This window comes from Microcoleus sp. K5-D4 (assembly GCF_036704575.1).
Taxonomy (GTDB): Bacteria; Cyanobacteriota; Cyanobacteriia; order Cyanobacteriales; family Microcoleaceae; genus Microcoleus.
On the sequence record NZ_JAUBSD010000001.1, the window covers coordinates 137,513 to 155,209 of the forward strand.

Below are 17,697 nucleotides of genomic sequence, written 5' to 3' on the forward strand. Positions count from 1 at the left end.
AATTATTGTCCGTCAGCAAGGAGTCAAACCAATGAAATCGCTCAAGTCTAGCTTAGTTATTCTAGGTAGTGTCGGATTGCTGTTTTTGGGAGCTTGCAGTAAAGGCGACCAAGGAAGCGATCCAAATAGCACTCCAGCATCCCCTCCTGTCGCCTCTCAACCTGCGTCTTCTACTCCCGCCACTGCTCCTGCAACCGCAACTAAAGGGGGGCAAGTTGTAAAGTCTGGAGCTTACTATTTAGAGTTTGTACCGGAAAAAGAAGCTACCGGAACTCATTTAGATGTTTTTGTGCAAAAAGGGGAGAAAAAGGAACCAGTTCCTAACGCTAAAGTGACAGCTCAAGTGCAGTTGGCGAATGGAAAGCAGCAAACCCTAGCTCTCAAGTATGATGCTGAGGGCAAACATTACGCTGTGGTATTTCCCGGCAAAGATGCAGGAAGTTATCCCGTGAAAGTGACTGCGGATATTAACGGAGAAAAAGTTGACGGTCGTTTTACATTCAATCAATAGATAGCTGATTTCCTAATGCGCTCTAACTTAGGGGCGCATTAGTTATTAGCAACAAACAACTGCCTCCTGCATTTCGACTACAAAGCCGATCGTATTTCGATCGCACTTTATTTCCTATTTCGTTGCCTGAGTTTTTTTGAATGGGAAGAAAACTCTACCTGCCAGACTTTGGAAGTAGATGCCACCGACAGTACCTAAAAACATCAAATAGGCGATCGCCTGCACGACATAGAGCTTATCCGTGTAGCCAAACAGCGCACTCAACAACAAACCTGGAAACTTGTCTTCGGGAAGCAGTTGCGACGTATTCCAGACCATCGGCCCGAGAATGCAAGAGTGGATTTTAGTAAATCTTTCGTAATAGAAACACAGTGCTGCTGATTCGCGATTTGTTTGCGATAAAGTATTCATCGCGCTGTCAAAAAGTCCCAAAGTAGATACCACTAAGCCTGCTACAATGAAGAGCAATAAAATGCCCATATATTTGAAAAACAGGCGGATATTAATTTTGACTCCCCATTTAAACAGCAGGACACCAAGTCCGGTGGCTGAGAGAATCCCGCCCAAAGCGCCGAGGGCTGGAATAATGCCTTGTTGAAACTTGGCGACGACAAACAAAACAGTTTCAAACCCTTCGCGCAAAACAGCAATAAAAACTAAACTAAATACGCCCCAACCGGCATGAGAGTTTTGCGTTAAAGCAGCACTTACAGCGCCTTCAACTTCGGCTTTCATAAATCGCGCTTGCTTGGTCATCCAAATCAGCATCCAGCTCAGCATTGCGATCGCTATCAGCCCAAAGATTGCTTCTAGCAGCAATTCCATAATCGGTGCAAAAGGCTGATTGGATGCGGACAAAATTTGAATCGTCCAGCCGAAAAGTACACCTATCAAAGCGCTGGCGATAAGTCCAACGCCAACACCACCGAAAACCCAAGGACTTAAATAACTTTGTCCTGATTTTTTGAGGCAAGCTAGAACTATGCCGACAACTAAAGCGGCTTCGACTCCTTCGCGGAGAGTAATTACAAATGTGGGCAATGCTTCGCCAAAATTCATTTTTTTATGGTGGGAATGAGAGTGCTTAATGAGCGAGGTAATTGGCAGATTATTTACCAATTACCGCTCTTGATGAGAGTGGTGTTTTTAGGATGCTGGTTTGAGAACTTTTTGGCTGTCGCTTTCGATCGTTTTAACTAGCTGGTTGACTTGTTCGGTTGTTTTTACAGGGGCGGGGGGTGCGATCGCCGTTGGCCAATTTGTCTTCAGTTCAGCCATGTTGGCAACAATTGCTTTGTCAATTTCAGGGCTGGTTTTAGCCACTTGTTCGGCGATATCTTTGTATAGCATTTCCGCGTACATGACAAAACCCCGCGAATCTTGATATTCAATAATTGCGGAAATTTTGCCGTTAGCAACTGCCGCTCCGTATTCGGAATTAGCTGTATCCAGCAAGCCGTTAATCACTTGCAGCACGAATTTCGGATCTTTGCGCTGCGCTTCGGGAAGAGCGGCAATTGCTCCATCAACTGCTTTCATAGATGTGTCAAATTCTGCATTCACTTGAGCCGGATCTTTTGCACCCGCTTTAACTAAATCCTGCAATTTAATTAAAGTAGCCTTAAATTCAGGAATTTTACGCTCGTTTAACTGATCTTCCACATCGGCATAAATTTCTTCGACTGGATGCCCGATGTGCGGTTCTGCCTGGTCGGGTTTGCCTTGATCCAAGAGTTCTTGGGCTACGAAAAGATGCCCTTTCATCAAGCCAAGTTTAGTCATGTAATCTACATCTTTGGGTTCGCCTGTCAGCACCACATTTTCAATAGTTACCAAGTCTTTGATTTGGTCGAATTGGGCTTGAGTAATGACATTTTTTGAAACCAATTCTTCGACTTTCCCGTAAGGGCGGCTGGCTTGAATTTTGTTAGAAAGTGCCGGCACTCCTAACTTGGCTTCGAGTTTATCTAACTCTGAAAGAATGGCAGTATTGATGTTGATGCCGCCCTTGCCGCCGTGATTCCCGCTGTGACCGCTTGTGGATGCGGGACTGGCTGTAGCAGCGGGTGAGGGTGTGCTGTCGGTGTTGCTGGCTGTGGGCGAAACGCAACCAGCCAGAGCAACGAGGATGGCTGTAGCGGTGGCGGTCGGTAATAAGCGAAAGGATGGTAACATGGCAGTTGCTAATTTTTACGTTATGTGCATTTGGACTCACAAGTTATTAAGAATAATTCTCAATTTGTGAGCTATTCATTCTACCTATTTGCGATCGAGCTTGTCAAATAATTTCATACTTTATTTGAATCGGCGCACCCTGGTAGCAGGATGTGGTTTAAGCGATGACTTCAAATACCCCCATGCAGCCTGCTTCGGCGATCGCATCTTGATGAGGATGAAACATATATTTTCCAGGGTAGCCGTAGGTGAATTCTAATATATGTCTTTCAGCTACTCCCATTGTGATGACATCAGTTCTTTCACTAGGAGTTAAGGTCATTCCCGTGCGATATACGTCAAAAAAGTTTGCGTGCAAGTGGAATGTTACTGCTGCTTCGTACTCAATCAGGTTGAGTACGTAGAGCCTAATTAGCTGATTTTTGTAAATAGGGATCGGGTTATTCATATAATAATTTGGCAACCCGTTAAAAGCGTATAGTTCGTTTTTTTCGTCCTCGTTTACATCATATCCTCCCATGATTAACAAGATTTCATCGGCGGGAGGACGGGGTGTTGGCGGATCGATAATGAACATTCCATATAGTCCTTTACCGATGTGGCGTGTTACGGGAGAAATATGACAGTGATATAAATGCACTCCGTAAGGATTGGCATCGAATTCATAAATAAATACCGAACCGTTTCTCACAGGTTTAACGCCATCCATTTCTGTGGGGTGAATGCCGTGAAAGTGCAGCGAGTGAGAATGTCCACCTTTGTTAGAAAAGATGACGCGGATACGATCGCCCTCAGTTGCCCTCAATGTCGGCCCCGGCACGCGATTGTTGACGTTCCAGGTGTTGAAAGTGACGGCGCTATTAAGTTGGACGATCGAAGTATTAGCTTCCAGGCGAAATTCCCGAACCGTGCGCCCGTTTTCGCGCGTCACCGTGCCGTAATCAAAATCCCGCGCAATTTGCATCGGGTTGATATTGCTGACGGTGAGTGCATCTGCCGGGATTGGCGGTATTCTCGCGGCTGCCGGTCGTTTTTGGGTGAAATTTTGCAATGCGATCGCGCCGCCCGCTACCCCAGCCCCAGCTATTCCTAGCTGTAGCAGTTGGCGGCGACTCCAGCGCCCAGCTTTTTTAATGGCGGGGCGATCGGATAAATCTGTCATAACTTATTGAAAATTTTTCTCAAAAATTTACTCGTGGTAGATTATAAGACATTACCAGCTTGTTGTCAATTATTGTCAACAGTTATCTTTTTCTGGGAATTCCGAAAATTTCATGCTGATTTCATCTCAGTATGTGAGCTTAAAGATTGGGGTAAATGCTGCCGATCGCTAACTATGTATAAGGATTTACCGCTATAAATTAGAGTTATGAGAGTTTTGCTAGTTGAAGATGAGCCAGATTTAGGGAAAGCGATCGATCGCACTTTAAAGCAGGAAAAATATATAGTTGATTGGGCCCTAGATGGCAGTGAAGCTTGGGAATATTTAGACAGTCAGTGGACGCAATATAACCTGGCTATTTTTGACTGGTTGTTACCAGGATTGTCAGGATTGGAACTGCTGCGGAGATTGCGTGCTAAAAATAGCGCAATGCCAGTTTTGATGCTGACAGCAAAAGACCGAATGGAAGATAAAGTGGCGGGACTAGATGCCGGGGCTGACGATTATTTAGTTAAACCGTTCGGGATGGCGGAACTGTTAGCAAGATTGCGGGCTTTGCAAAGGCGATCGCCCCAAATTCAACCGCAACAGCTACAGGTAGGAAATCTGGTTTTGGACTGCGGAACTCGAACAGTTTTTTTGCTCGAAAACAGTGGCAAAAATCAGAAGATTTTTCTGACAAACAAAGAATTTCAACTGCTAGAATACTTCATGAAACATCCGAACCAAATTGTCACTACTGACCAAATTCGGAATCAGCTATGGGAGGCGAGTGCAGATACCTTTAGCAATGTGGTAGCAGCTCAAGTGCGCTTGCTGCGGCGCAAACTTGAGTCGGTTGGCGGCGCTAATTTAATAGAAACCGTTCACGGCGTCGGATACCGCATGAGAAATTAAAGTAGGGCGGTAGCTCCGGCAGGGAATGAATTCCCGGCCTCAAAGCTAAAGTCCTCTAAAGAGGACTAATGAGTTCTTTAGTCCTCTTTAGAGGACTTGAACTATTAGCCAGGGAATTCATTCCCTGGCGGACTGTTTGACTGGCAGCTTAAGTTAGAAAAATGAATCAAAATAAACTATTTAATCGAACTCGCTGGCAATTAGCCATTTCCTATGCGGCTGTAATGGGTTTGATTTTAAGCTTGTTGGGATTTGGCGTATACAAGGCGATCGCCCACGCTCACTGGGTAGCCATAGACCGAGAATTAGAATCGGTAGCGGGGACGCTACACGACAGCCTAGAACTCAAATTGCAGCAGCCCGGACGCTTGGAGCCTATAGTAAACGAGCTTTTGCCCAACCTCCGCCTAATGGGAGTTAAAGGCATTAAAGAACAGTTGCCAAGCCGCCATATTTTAAGCGCTATCAACCAAGGCTATTACTATATTCGTTTATTTGATTATTCCGGGAAATTAATTGCTACAGCAGGCGCTTATCCCGAAGAATTACCACCAGAATTTAACTCCCAATACTGGCAAACAATAACTGACACCAAAGGCAATGTTTACCACCAAATTTCTGTAGCGCTACACACCCAAACACAGCAAGATTGGGGATATTTTCAAGTTGGCAGGAGCCTGCAAGACTTCAATGATTATCTCAGTACAGTGAAATGGATTTTGAAATTAGGATTGCCTACAGCATTGATTTTGATAGGCTTTGCTAGTTGGTTGTTGGCAGGATTGGCCATGAAACCGATTTACTCTTCCTACCGACAAATTCAACAGTTTACAGCGGATGCAGCCCACGAATTGCGGACGCCTTTAGCGGCTTCGCAGGCGACTGTAGAATCGGCGCTGTTGACGCCTCAATTAGATGAAAAAGAAGCGCGGGAAATTTTGCGGACGATCGATCGCCAAAACCGACGGTTGACTCAGTTAGTTGCTGATTTGCTGCTGCTGGCTCGCATGGATAATCAGGCGATACGCGATCGCCCTCAATTGTGTTGTTTGAATGACTTGGTGAGCGATTTAGTCGAGGAATTGGCCGCAATGGCGATCGCTTCTAAGGTAGCGTTAACATCCGAAGTGCGAGTCCAGCAGCAATTAAATGTTGTCGGCAATTCCGACCAACTTTATCGCTTAGTTGCTAATTTAATTGTTAATGCCATTCAATACACTCCGGCGGGCGGGAAAGTAACAGTTATTTTAGATTGCAGCCACCAAGAGGCGATCGTTCAGGTTCAAGATACCGGTATTGGGATGGCGGCGGCAGATTTAGAGCGAATATTCGATCGATTCTACCGAGTCAACAGCGATCGATCGCGCCATACGGGCGGTTCGGGACTGGGATTGGCGATCGCCCAAACCATAGCCCGCGCCCACCGCGGCAGCCTCAGCGCCCGCAGCGAATTGGGTTCCGGCAGCACCTTTCTCCTGCAGTTGCCTTTGTGAGCTACTATGTGAGGGCAACTGACATCTTGCACCATGTTCGCTTAACAGGCTTTTCGGCCTGTTCCACAAAAATTGAAATATCTTGTGGGGAGTAGGGGTTGGACAGGAGAACCCGCCCGTGAAAGGCTAATTGAGAATTGTGCAAGATGTGGGGAAAACCGAATCATCTTTTTGTGGTAATCCCTTTTGCACAAGAGAGCACGATCGCCGAAAATCATTAAATAGCTATTTCTAAGCAATTAGCAGTCATCAGAGAGAAAAATTATGACAGTTTTAGAACAGGGAACAATCTCAATCCATACCGAAAATATTTTCCCGATTATCAAGAAGTCGCTATACACTGACCACGAAGTCTTCTTGCGGGAACTAATTTCTAACGGCGTCGATGCCATTGCCAAACTCAAAATGGTTTCCCGTTCCGGCGAATACGGCGGCGACATGGGCGAACCGCAAATCAACATAGCGATCGACAAAGATAACAAAACCCTCTCAATTTCCGATAACGGCATCGGCATGACTGCCGATGAGGTAAAAAAATACATCAACCAAGTCGCTTTCTCCAGCGCAGAAGAATTTATTGAAAAATACCAAGGCAGCGGCGAGGACGCAATTATCGGTCACTTCGGTCTGGGTTTCTACTCTTCTTTCATGGTGGCGAAGAAAGTAGACATTGATACTCTTTCTTACCAGGAAGGCTCCCAAGCCGTACACTGGTCTTGCGACGGTTCTCCCGCTTTTGAACTATCAGAATCTTCCCGCACGGAACGCGGCACTACTATTACTCTTACCCTCCAAGACGAAGAAGAAGAATATTTAGAACCGACTCGCATTAAGCAGTTAATCAAAACTTACTGCGATTTCATGCCAGTTCCCATCAAATTTGAGGGAGAGGAACTCAACAAGCACAAAGCAATTTGGCGGGACTCAGCCAGCAATTTGCAAAAAGAAGATTACTTGGAACTCTACCGCTACCTTTACCCGTTCCAAGACGAGCCGCTGTTGTGGGTACACCTGAATACAGATTATCCTTTCATTGTCAACGGAATTCTTTTCTTTCCGAAACTGCGGCCGGATGTCGATGTTACCCAAGGCAATATTAAGCTATTCTGCAATCAGGTTTTTGTCAGCGACCACTGCGAAGAAATTATCCCGAAATTCTTGATGCCGCTGCGGGGAGTTATTGACAGTACCGATATTCCGCTGAACGTTTCTCGCAGTTCTTTGCAAAGCAATCGCACAGTCAGGAGAATTGCTGATTATATTGCGAAAAAAGTGGGCGATCGCCTGAAAGAACTCTACCGCGACGACCGCAACGAATACATCCGCTGCTGGCAAGATATCGGCACTTTTGTCAAGTTTGGAACTCTCAACGATGACAAGTTCAAAAAGCAAGTCGAAGATATTTTAATCTACCGCAGCACCTACGAACCAACAGCAGAAAAGCCAGAAACTGTAACGCCTGAAGTTCAGGTGCAAACTGAGGAAGGAGATTTGTGGCAAGATGTAACTCCGAAGTCGGAAAATTCGGGTTCAACACAGCCTTACACGACGCTGAAAGAGTATTTGGAACGCAATCAAAAACGTCACGAGAATCGTGTGTTTTATTGTACGGAACCTGCGTCTCAAGCAACTTATGTGGCAATGCACAAAAGCCAAGGTTTAGAAGTGCTGTTTATGGATTCTTTCATCGACACGCACTTTATCAGTTTCTTGGAACGAGAACACTCAGATGTCAAATTCTCGCGGGTTGATTCCGACATCGATGAAACGCTAATTGACAAAGAGAAAGAAGCGGAAATTGTCGATCCGGCGACGAATAAAACTCGCAGCGAACAAGTTAAAGAAATGTTCCAAAAAGCTCTCAATAAGCCGAAAGTGAACATTCGCACAGAAGCTTTGAAGTCTGACTCTGCGGAGGCGACGCCACCTGCGATCGTACTTTTGCCGGAAGCTTTGCGCCGGATGCGGGACATGACGGCGCTTTTGCAGCAGCAAGCGGCCGAATTCCCCGAAGAACACGTTTTGCTGGTGAATACGTCTCACCCGCTGATTCAAAATCTGGCTAGTTTGAGTCAGGGTTCGATTATTCAAGGCGGCGGCGAGTCTCCGTCGGCTGAGTTGGCGAGTATGATTTGTCACCACGTTTACGACTTGGCTTTGATGGCCCAGAAGGGTTTCGATGCTGAAGGGATGAAGGATTTTGTCGAGCGATCGAATCAAGTCTTGACAAAATTGACTGAACGTGCGATGTAATTCCCCCCCCAACCCCCCCTTGCTAAGGGGGGGAGCAAGAGTTTATTTCTATTGCTAAGGGGGGGAGCAAGAGTTTATTTCTATTGCTGAGCGGGCGATCGGGTGTTTTTTGTCCCCCCCTTAACAAGGGGGGGGCTAGGGGGGTTCTGCGCTGTTGCTATATAATAAAAGGCTGCACGCAAAAAACGGTAATCTGGAGGGAAGTATGTCACGCAAATGTCAGCTAACGGGGAAGAAGGCGAATAACGGTTTTGCAGTTTCTCACTCGCACCACCGCACTCACAAATTGCAAGATGCAAATTTGCAGTGGAAGCGGGTTTGGTGGCCGCAGGAGAAGCGCTGGGTAAAATTGCACCTTTCTACGAAGGCGATTAAAACCTTGCAACACAAGGGTTTAGAAATAATGGCGAAGGAAGCTGGAATTAACCTGTACAAGCTTTAAAAAACTTGGCTAATGTAAAATGAGGGCGATCGCACACTTGAGAGTGCGATCGCCCTTACTTTTAGAGAAAAACCTTTACTAGAGCAATTTGCGGCATTTCAGTAAATAAGTAGTCATCAGGCCTTTGCCTTTAACTTCGATGGCGCCGCGGTTTTCAAAGAAATACTTTTCCCGCAACTGCTGATAAGTTGTTTCTGTTACCTGAATACTCCCTGGCTTCCCGTGAGATTCCATGCGGGAAGCGGTGTTAACGGTATCTCCCCACAAATCGTAAATAAATTTTTTAATTCCAATGACTCCGGCAACAACCGGGCCAGTGTTGATGCCGATTCTGATGCTGAAATCTTGATTGTGGATATTGCTGAAGTCAGTAATTGCCTGCTGCATATCGAGGGCCATTTCTGCGATCGCTTCTGCGTGATCCGGGCGAGGAATTGGCAGCCCTCCTACTACCATGTAAGCGTCGCCAATCGTCTTAATTTTTTCCAAACCGTGCCTTTCGGCTAGGTTGTCAAATGTGGAAAAAATGTCATTCAGAAAGGCTACTAATTGCGTTGGAGAAACTCGCGAGCTCAATTGAGTAAAGCCTACTATGTCCGCAAACAAGACAGTAACGTCAGCAAAAGTATCTGCGATCGTACTGTCTCCCCGCTTCAACCGATTTGCTATTTCTTCAGGCAAAATATTCAACAACAAGCGTTCTGATTGTTCCTGTTGAACTTGCAGCGCATTTAAAGTATTATTCAGAGCATTAGTTCGTTCTTCCACTCTAAATTCTAACTCTTCATTCAGCTTGTAAAGAGCCATTTCAGCCCGCCTGCGGTCTGTGATATCCGTACCGATTGCCAGCATTCCCACGAAGTTTCCTGCTGCGTCAAACAGAGGTTTATTTGCCCACGATACCCAAACCCGATCGCCGTTACGCTGGATATTTTCATTTTCAGTTCGCGTGTATTGTTCTGGGTTTTCCAAAATATCTCTCAACTTTGCTGCCCAGTCATTTCCTGTGGTATCTCTCTGGGGAATGATTGTTCCCACGGCGTTTTTGCCAATAATCTCTTTTTCATCGTAACCAAAAAACTTCTGTGCAAATTCGTTAAAAAAAGTAATATTTCCTTCCGTATCTAGTTTTAAAATAATGCTGTTAGCATTTTCCACTAATTCCCGATACTTAATTTCGCTTTGCCGCAGTGAATCCTCTGCTGAGGCGCGTTCGGTTACAGTGGCGGCCAACAGCAGCGATGTAACTACAATTACGCTCATAAAAGCCTGCAAAAATAAGATTGCCTGATTGATATTTTCCGCTTTGCCAATAAATGGACCACCTCCCTGAGAACCGCCCCAAATTGCGATACTGGATACAATGAAAGATGCTAAAACCGCCCCTACGTGACCGAATTGAATGGTTGCCCAAATTACTAAGGGAAATGGCAAGTATTCGAGGGGATAACCGGAGAGATTACTTTCACTTTTTGAGTTGTAGACTAGCCAACTGACTGTTACTAATAACACCAGGCCTATTGCCGCACTGATTCGATTTACAATTGTTTGAAAACCTGTATTTTGTGAAAACCTGGGCGCTTGTTTGTGGTTGTATATAATCAACAGCAGGGGAGTAAAAATTAAAACTCCTAATGTATCTCCGAGATACCAATTCCATCTAACGTGCCAATATTCGCTCCACTCAACTAAACCAGTTACACAGAGACGCAGTGTGCCGAGAGTACAGTTGATTTGAGTGGCAACTACAGCACCGCACAAAACTAAATTGACTACATCTATGAGCCGATCCAGTGACGGGCGAAACTTGAGTTTGTGCAACAAAGTAAATGCACACAAAGCTTGTAAACAACCGCAAAAAGCACTAATTGTTGCACTTATTATGGTGAATTTGAGATTAATAGTTTCGTAAAAAAATACGCCTAAAGCTATTCCCGGCCACACCTGCCGCCCGAACAATAAAAGTGCAGCTTGTGCAATCCCTGCGGGTGGCCAGACGCACGTACCTAATTTATTTATGCCAGGGATTGAAACTGCTATTTTTGCTCCCAAAGCGTAAGCAAAAGCAATGGCAGCTACTTTGGCTAAGTATTGCCAAATTCTAGATTGAGGAAATCGCAAAAACTGATTTTTTTGGGAAATCATACTGAGTGTTATTTAGATTTTTAAGTAACTATAGCAACCGCGGCCGAAGATTAGGATATTCTTAATTCTGAAACCTGACTTCTTATATTACTTCTTCCTTCTTCATTCTTCCTGATGCTATAACTTGATGCCTGTAAGAAAATAAGTGTTCATCTCGCCTTTGCCTTTAACTTCGATCGCGCCGCGACTTTCAAATACATACTTGTCCTGCAATATATCATAAATTGCAGACGTGACTTGAATACACCCCGGGTTGCCGTGAGATTCCATGCGGGAAGCGGTATTAACGGTGTCTCCCCATAAATCGTAAATAAATTTTTTAATACCGATTACTCCGGCGACAACTGGGCCGGTGTTAATGCCAATTCTGATGCTGAAATCTTGATTATGGCTATTGCTGAAGTCAATACTTGCCTGCTCCAGATCGAGGGTCATTTGGGCGAGCGCCACTGCATGGAATGGAATCAACTGATTTAGCTTCAGATTTATATCGAGTTTTAAGTTTTAGGAACTTTCACATTTTGTCTTTAAAGTCCGCAGCGGAAGGAAGAAGGCCCTTCGGCTTCGCTCAGGATAAAAAGAGGGAAGAAGAAATAAGGAGCCTAATGTAGGCGATGCACACCGCACATTGCCCTATAAGTAGGGTGCTAATGTAGGGCGATGTACACCGCAGTTTACCAATTAAAAAGGCTTAGTTGATGGCGGCTTCAATCCACTGTTTTAAAGTAGAATTTACTTCCTCAATGAGAATTTCATGGGATTTGTGAGTGGCTCTTTCCACAACTTCAACTTTGCCTGCTTTCAGCGAACGACCCGGAACAATTCGATAGGGAATGCCGATTAAATCAGCATCTTTGAATTTGACTCCGGCTCGTTCGTCGCGCTCATCTAGTAGGGTTTCAATCCCAGATTGGTTGAGTTCTGCATAGAGTTTTTCGGCGACTTCTACTTGTTGGGCGTCGGAAATATTGGGGATGCTAATGATGGCGTGATACGGGGCGATCGCCACTGGCCAAATTATCCCGTCTTTGTCGTAGGATTGTTCTACGGCCGATTGAGCTAGCCGCGACACGCCAACGCCGTAGCAGCCCATCATAAAGGGCATTTCTTCGCCTTGTTCGCTGGTGTAGGTAGCTCCCATTGCTTGGGAGTATTTTGTGCCTAATTGGAAGATGTGGCCGACTTCGATGCCTCTGGCGCTTTGCAAGGTTTGTTCGGGGTTGTGCACTGCCCGATCGCCCTTTTTGGCTGTTCTGACACTTACAACCGTTGCTGGTAGCGGAAATTCTTTGTTCCAATTGGCTCCGACAACGTGGTATCCTGATTCGTTTGAACCGGTGACAAAGTTTGTCAGGTCAACTGCAGTGCGATCGACCAAACGCAAAAACTTAGAATTTACCTCCTTGCTCCCAGCGATATAATCATCAGCAACATCGGGAGCCATATAACCGAGAGGTAAAGATTTAGCCGCCCATTTCCGCTGAGCTTCCGCATCGGGAACAGTCAAAAATAAAACAGTTTTAGCTTGATAATTGCCCGCTAACTTCGTCAACTCATTCAGCAACTTTACCTGATTCACATCTTGGTCGCCCCGAATGCTTACCAATACCAAGACTGTGATGCCATTGTCGTAAACAGCTTGGTAAAGCACATTTTTGACCACTTGCGTCGGAGAACATTTCAAAAACTTGCAAAGTTTATCAATTGTTTCAGTTCCAGGCGTTTCCCGCTTTTCAAAAGTGGCAAAGGGCGACGGTTCGGCATCAGCAGGCATCGAGACAGCCTTTTCCACATTAGCTGCATACTGACCGTCTTCAGTATAAAGAACTTCATCTTCTCCCGCTTCTGCAAGCACCATAAACTCTTGAGAACCAGAGCCGCCAATTGCTCCAGAATCAGCATCGACTGCTCGGAATTGCAAGCCCGATCGGCGCAGCATATTGCTATAAGCTTGAGCCATATCCTGATAAGTTTTTTTCAGGCTTTCTTCGTTAGTGTGGAAAGAATAGCCATCTTTCATAATGAATTCGCGACCGCGCATCAACCCAAAACGCGGGCGAATTTCATCGCGAAACTTAGTTTGAATTTGATAGAGATGTACGGGCAATTGCCGATAGGAACGAATCATATCTTTAGCAATTGTAGTAATCACTTCTTCGTGCGTTGGGCCCAGTCCCAATTCTCGCTGCTGCCTGTCTGTCATGGAAAACATAATACCTTCAGCTTGAGTATAGGTATCCCAGCGGCCGGATTCCCGCCACAAATCGGCCGGTTGCAATTGCGGGAGGAGACATTCTTGAGCGCCGGTAGCGTCCATTTCTTCGCGCACAATTTGAGAGACTTTTTTGAGAACTCGCCACATCAAAGGGAGATAAGCGTAAAGGCCGCTACCGATGCGCCGAATATATCCGGCACGGAGTAATAGTTTGTGGCTGGGAATTTCTGCTTCTGCGGGGTCTTCGCGCAGGGTGACAAAAAGCATTTGAGAGAGTCGCATAGCTGATTTCCTTAAAATACCGAATGATTGTAATCTCAGATTAACTTCTGATATTATCAGACGTGAGGCGGATTTGATTAAATATATGAATAAAATTTGGCAAAACTACGAAAAAGGTATGGCAGTATTTGATAATTGTCACTCTCCTACTGTGCAATCTCAGTGGCTTGCTTTAAAAGATGAAATAGGAGAATTTGTTCGAGAACCTAATTTAAGCGAAATTTGGGATATTGTTCATGCTGCTGGTCGATTGTTTTACAAACTAACCGGAATTCCTTTCAATTTACTGGCCTATCCTACTGTTCGCAAACACAGTCAACGTTTTGAGGAGTACGGCTGTATTCGCAGCATTCGCAACTGTGAGGGTAAATGCTGCGGCAAAAATTCGTAGCCTAGGCTGCGACGCACCCGATATCATGTTTGTTGAATTGCCTGCAATTAGATATAGAAACCCTCGATCGCAACCGACTGCTTATGCAGATCCCTCCCTCGGAATTACTAGATAGCTTTGAGCCTAAAAATCAAACGAAATCCTCAACCAGGTAGCGTACTCTACGATATGTAGAGTGCATCACATCGCACTTTACTACTATTGATAATTGGTGGGGATTGCCCCCGCCTCAAACTTGCCACTTTTATGCGCTCTCTGCTGCTACCAATCCCTTAAAAAGTAATTTCTGACTTTAGACGGATTTATTTTTTAGCTTCCAGAGCCATAATAAGCAGTAAGGATGAGATCACTATAGAACTGAGTTACCACTCATCCCAATGTCACTAAGAAGGGCTTCCGTAAGATAAAGCCGAACCAAAACAAAACCTCATCTAAAGATTACAAACACCCCTCGAAAAAAGTTGGGGGAAATTTTCTCTATGCCGAGTTAGGCATAAAAATTAAGGAGGTAAATTATGTTTCAAAGCGAGTTATTAATGTCGCTGTACACTCCAAAACTCGATAGGGGCCAAATGCCAGTAGAAATGCCTGTACAAATGCCAGTACAAATGCCAGTAGAAATAGATGTGCCATTTGACCACCCCGATATCGGAGGGCTGATGTTTTTAAGCCCGCAGTTTTTCGTGGCATTAATTGCCGGAGTCATCATGGCTTTCGGCTTCCAATTCCTGTTAACAAATTTCTCGATCGCCGCCAAAATATCAAATTGGGACGAGGCTTTACCCGACGATGACGATGATGATGATGAGTCCGAAAGTATAGGCCGTAAAGTTCGCAAAATCGAAGGTTTAGTCGGGGGTTGGATTTTAGTCACCGTTAACCTGGCTTTATTTTTGGCTTGTTTTCTGGCCGTCAAACTAACTTCAATTGCCTCGGTAGACGGAGCGGCAATTATTGGTGTCGTAATCTGGGCTGCGTACTTTTTAACCCTGGTGTGGCTCGGTTCTAGCGCCGTCGGTTCTATGATCGGTTCCTTGATAAAAACTGCTTTTTCAGGCGTTCAAGGCCTCATGGGTACTGCCGGTGCTGCGATCGGCGGCAAGATGGCCAGCGACCAAATGGTCAACACTGTAGAGGCATCTGTTGCCGCTGTCCGCCGCGAATTGAGTTCGGCGGTAGACCCGGATAGCATTCGCGAAACACTGCAAGATTATGTGGGTTCTTTGCAGTTACCGAAACTAGATGTTAAGGAAATTCGCGGTCAATTTGAAAAGTTGCTGGGCGATGCAGATATCAAATCTCTTGCCGGAAGCGACGTTCTGAAGAATGTTAACCGCCAAACTTTTGTGGATTTAGTTAAGAGTCGCACAGACTTTTCTCAAGAGGAAATAACTCAAGTTGCTGACCAACTCGAAGGCGTTTGGAAGCAAACTTTCGGCAAGCAGCAAGAGCAGAAAGACCCGAATTTAGAGTTGGTTGATTTTCTCAAGTTTGCGGCTCCTGATTTGCTGAAGTCTGACGAACTCAACGCCAAGTTGTCTCAAATTCTGGAAAGTCGGGAAAACAAATCGGAATCCAGCAGCGGCATGAAGCGAGCGATGCAGTTGGGTGTCGAAGCTCTTGTGGGCACTGTTTTGTCGCGAACGGATTTGTCTGATTTGGATGTTGAAAAGATCACTGGTCAGTTGCAGCAACTGACAGCCAAAGGGACGGAACAAGCTAAATCTTTGGCTTCTAAGGTGGGCGACAAAGTGCCTGCGCTGCCTTTCAATACAGGTAAGGCTGATGTGGAAAACTACTTGCTGAATACCCAACCTTGGCATCTCAACCGCGAGACAATCAAGCAGGAATTTAGGGATGTGATTTACGACCCGGAAGCTTCTCCGGGAGCAGTTTTGCGCCAGTTAGAGCAGTTTAATCCCGATTATTTTGTAGGGATTCTGGGCCGCCGCGAGGGGTTTGCTCCTGAACAGGTGACGGAAATTGCCGAACAGCTTGAAGGTGTCCGCCAAGAAGTGTTGGAAATCGTGCGAGATGCTGCTGGTGAAGAACAGTCTCAAGATTTACGCAGCCGGATTGAAAATTATTTGCGATCGACTGGCAAAGATGAGCTGAATCCGGAAGGTATTGAACGGGATTTCCAAGCGCTTTTGGAAGACCGGGATGCGGGTTTTGAGGCTTTGCGCGATCGCCTGTCGCACTTTAACCGCGATACTTTGGTGCAGTTGCTGGGTCAGCGGGAAGATTTCAGTCCAGAGGAAGCCGATCAGTTAATCGGGCGGCTCGAAAGTTCCCGCGATCGCGTTATTTCTAGAGCTCAAGAATTGCAAGAGCAAGCGCAATCGAAAGCCCAAGAATTGCGGCACAAGGTAGAAGACTATCTCCGCAATACTAATAAGGAAGAACTCAATCCTGAAGCGATCGAGCGCGAGTTTCAAACGCTGTTAAACGACCCGGAAGCCGGATTTAAAGCGCTGAGAGAACGCTTGTCTCAATTCGACCGCGATACGCTGGTGCAGTTGCTGTCACAGCGCCAAGACCTCAGCGAAGAACAGATAAATCAGGCGATCGACCGGATCGAATCTGTGCGCGATAACATTATCCACGCGCCGCAAATAGTTGCAGATAAAGCTAAGGAGCAGTACGAGGAAGTTACTGCAAAAATTGGCGAATATCTGCGGAATACCAACCTGGAAGAACTCGATCCAGAAGGCATCAATCGGGATTTGACTAAATTGTTTGAAAATCCGAAAGAGGGTGCTTTGGCACTTCGGGACAGACTTTCTCAGGTCGATCGCGAAACTTTAGTCAAGTTGCTGTCGCAGCGCGAAGATTTGAGCGAAGAACAGATCAATCGGACGATCGATCGCGTGCAAGATTCGATTCGCAGCATCGTGAAATCGCCCCGCCGCTTGGCATCTCGCGCTCAAAAAACAGTCCGGGATTTCCAAGGCAGTTTGGAAAATTACTTGCGGAATACGGACAAGGAAGAACTCAATCCTGAAAGCATCAAACGCGATTTGCAGTTGCTGTTTAGCGAGCCGGGAATGGGGATGCAAAGTTTGGGCGATCGCCTGAAGCACTTTGATCGATCGACTCTGGTAGCATTGCTGTCGCAGCGGGAAGACATCTCGGAAGAGGAAGCTAACAGAATTGCCGACCAAATTGAATCTGTCCGCAACCAAATTGTCGAACAAGTTCAAATGGTTCAGGAAAAGTTTCAGTCAGCAATGGACGGTATTTTCGGAAAAATCCGCGATTACCTCAATTCGCTCGATCGACCTGAACTCAACTACGAAGGCATCAAGCGGGACTTACGCAAAGTGTTTGACGACCCGCAGGCCGGATTTGACGCGATTAAAGAGCGTTTAGGTGAGTTCGATCGCGGTACTTTAGTTGCCCTGCTGAGTTCTCGTTCCGATATTTCCGAGACTGACGCGCACCGAATTGTTGACCAAATGGAAGGAGCCCGGGACAGCGTTTTATTGCGCTCGGAACGCCTGCAATCTGAAGCCAAAAAACGCATCAAACAGCTCAAAAACAAGGCCAAGCAGCAAGCAGAAGATGCGCGCGAAGCCGCAGCAACTGCTGCTTGGTGGCTGTTCGGTACGGCTCTGACTTCTGTGGTTGTTTCGGCTTTGGCTGGAGCAATAGCAGTCGGTGGTATTTCGGGTTTGTTTAGCTAGATTTTCAACGAGTTTGAAATAAAGTTCTCCTGATTCTAGGCTGGC

General features: G+C 45.8%; 12 protein-coding genes and 1 pseudogene. 7 read left to right on the forward strand and 6 right to left on the reverse strand.

Annotated features, from left to right (window positions below):
* Positions 1-31 precede the first annotated feature (31 nt).
* Positions 32-511: a hypothetical protein gene (locus QUA77_RS00640; protein WP_333036585.1), complete on the forward strand. Its 480-nt coding sequence runs from the start codon at positions 32-34 to the stop codon at positions 509-511.
* Between the two features lie 114 nt (positions 512-625).
* Here QUA77_RS00640 and QUA77_RS00645 read toward each other — a convergent pair whose 3' ends face one another.
* The 3 genes from QUA77_RS00645 to QUA77_RS00655 form a co-directional block, all read right to left on the reverse strand.
* Positions 626-1,570 (reverse strand): FTR1 family protein, encoded by a 945-nt coding sequence (locus tag QUA77_RS00645; protein ID WP_333036587.1) that lies wholly within the window; start codon positions 1,568-1,570, stop codon positions 626-628.
* 87 nt (positions 1,571-1,657) lie between these two features.
* Positions 1,658-2,686: a helix-hairpin-helix domain-containing protein gene (locus tag QUA77_RS00650; RefSeq protein ID WP_333448945.1), complete on the reverse strand. Its 1,029-nt coding sequence runs from the start codon at positions 2,684-2,686 to the stop codon at positions 1,658-1,660.
* Positions 2,687-2,843: 157 nt separating this feature from the next.
* Positions 2,844-3,848 (reverse strand): multicopper oxidase domain-containing protein, encoded by a 1,005-nt coding sequence (locus QUA77_RS00655; RefSeq protein ID WP_333448946.1) that lies wholly within the window; start codon positions 3,846-3,848, stop codon positions 2,844-2,846.
* A 207-nt stretch (positions 3,849-4,055) separates the two neighbouring features.
* On the opposite strand from QUA77_RS00655, the gene rppA reads away from it, so the two are divergent.
* The 4 genes from rppA to rpmB all read left to right on the forward strand — a co-directional run bounded on the left by rppA (position 4,056) and on the right by rpmB (position 8,933).
* Positions 4,056-4,745, forward strand: a complete 690-nt coding sequence (gene rppA / locus QUA77_RS00660; RefSeq protein WP_333448947.1) for a two-component system response regulator RppA — start codon at positions 4,056-4,058, stop codon at positions 4,743-4,745.
* A 161-nt stretch (positions 4,746-4,906) separates the two neighbouring features.
* The gene (gene rppB, locus QUA77_RS00665) at positions 4,907-6,238 is read left to right on the forward strand and encodes a two-component system sensor histidine kinase RppB (RefSeq protein ID WP_333448948.1); all 1,332 of its coding nucleotides are present in this window, start codon (positions 4,907-4,909) and stop codon (positions 6,236-6,238) included.
* A gap of 264 nt (positions 6,239-6,502) precedes the next feature.
* Positions 6,503-8,491, forward strand: a complete 1,989-nt coding sequence (htpG, locus tag QUA77_RS00670; RefSeq protein WP_333448949.1) for a molecular chaperone HtpG — start codon at positions 6,503-6,505, stop codon at positions 8,489-8,491.
* A gap of 205 nt (positions 8,492-8,696) precedes the next feature.
* On the forward strand, positions 8,697-8,933 hold the full coding sequence (gene rpmB / locus QUA77_RS00675) for a 50S ribosomal protein L28 (protein WP_333448950.1): 237 nt from the start codon (positions 8,697-8,699) through the stop codon (positions 8,931-8,933).
* A gap of 78 nt (positions 8,934-9,011) precedes the next feature.
* Here rpmB and QUA77_RS00680 read toward each other — a convergent pair whose 3' ends face one another.
* The 3 genes and pseudogenes from QUA77_RS00680 to proS form a co-directional block, all read right to left on the reverse strand.
* Entirely contained in the window at positions 9,012-11,078 is a 2,067-nt protein-coding gene (locus tag QUA77_RS00680) for an adenylate/guanylate cyclase domain-containing protein (RefSeq protein ID WP_333448951.1), read from the reverse strand.
* Positions 11,079-11,195: 117 nt separating this feature from the next.
* Positions 11,196-11,537 (reverse strand): annotated as a pseudogene (locus QUA77_RS00685) (adenylate/guanylate cyclase domain-containing protein); the annotation flags it as partial.
* Between the two features lie 232 nt (positions 11,538-11,769).
* Complete coding sequence (gene proS, locus QUA77_RS00690) at positions 11,770-13,575, reverse strand: proline--tRNA ligase (protein ID WP_333448952.1); 1,806 nt, start codon at positions 13,573-13,575, stop codon at positions 11,770-11,772.
* 85 nt (positions 13,576-13,660) lie between these two features.
* Between proS and QUA77_RS00695 the strand changes: the two genes are divergently transcribed.
* Positions 13,661-13,966 carry a hypothetical protein gene (locus QUA77_RS00695; protein ID WP_333036600.1) on the forward strand — a complete coding sequence of 102 codons (306 nt, stop codon included), beginning with the start codon at positions 13,661-13,663 and terminating at the stop codon, positions 13,964-13,966.
* 515 nt (positions 13,967-14,481) lie between these two features.
* The gene (locus tag QUA77_RS00700) at positions 14,482-17,652 is read left to right on the forward strand and encodes an MFS transporter (RefSeq protein ID WP_333448953.1); all 3,171 of its coding nucleotides are present in this window, start codon (positions 14,482-14,484) and stop codon (positions 17,650-17,652) included.
* The last annotated feature ends 45 nt before the right edge of the window (positions 17,653-17,697 follow it).

Bases quoted from the DNA above. Each gene is read 5' to 3' on its own strand.
- QUA77_RS00640 (WP_333036585.1), top strand. From the start codon at position 32: ATGAAATCGCTCAAGTCTAGCTTAGTTATTCTAGGTAGTGTCGGATTG.
- QUA77_RS00645 (WP_333036587.1), bottom strand. From the start codon at position 1,570: ATGAATTTTGGCGAAGCATTGCCCACATTTGTAATTACTCTCCGCGAA.
- QUA77_RS00650 (WP_333448945.1), bottom strand. From the start codon at position 2,686: ATGTTACCATCCTTTCGCTTATTACCGACCGCCACCGCTACAGCCATC.
- QUA77_RS00655 (WP_333448946.1), bottom strand. From the start codon at position 3,848: ATGACAGATTTATCCGATCGCCCCGCCATTAAAAAAGCTGGGCGCTGG.
- rppA (WP_333448947.1), top strand. From the start codon at position 4,056: ATGAGAGTTTTGCTAGTTGAAGATGAGCCAGATTTAGGGAAAGCGATC.
- rppB (WP_333448948.1), top strand. From the start codon at position 4,907: ATGAATCAAAATAAACTATTTAATCGAACTCGCTGGCAATTAGCCATT.
- htpG (WP_333448949.1), top strand. From the start codon at position 6,503: ATGACAGTTTTAGAACAGGGAACAATCTCAATCCATACCGAAAATATT.
- rpmB (WP_333448950.1), top strand. From the start codon at position 8,697: ATGTCACGCAAATGTCAGCTAACGGGGAAGAAGGCGAATAACGGTTTT.
- QUA77_RS00680 (WP_333448951.1), bottom strand. From the start codon at position 11,078: ATGATTTCCCAAAAAAATCAGTTTTTGCGATTTCCTCAATCTAGAATT.
- proS (WP_333448952.1), bottom strand. From the start codon at position 13,575: ATGCGACTCTCTCAAATGCTTTTTGTCACCCTGCGCGAAGACCCCGCA.
- QUA77_RS00695 (WP_333036600.1), top strand. From the start codon at position 13,661: ATGAATAAAATTTGGCAAAACTACGAAAAAGGTATGGCAGTATTTGAT.
- QUA77_RS00700 (WP_333448953.1), top strand. From the start codon at position 14,482: ATGTTTCAAAGCGAGTTATTAATGTCGCTGTACACTCCAAAACTCGAT.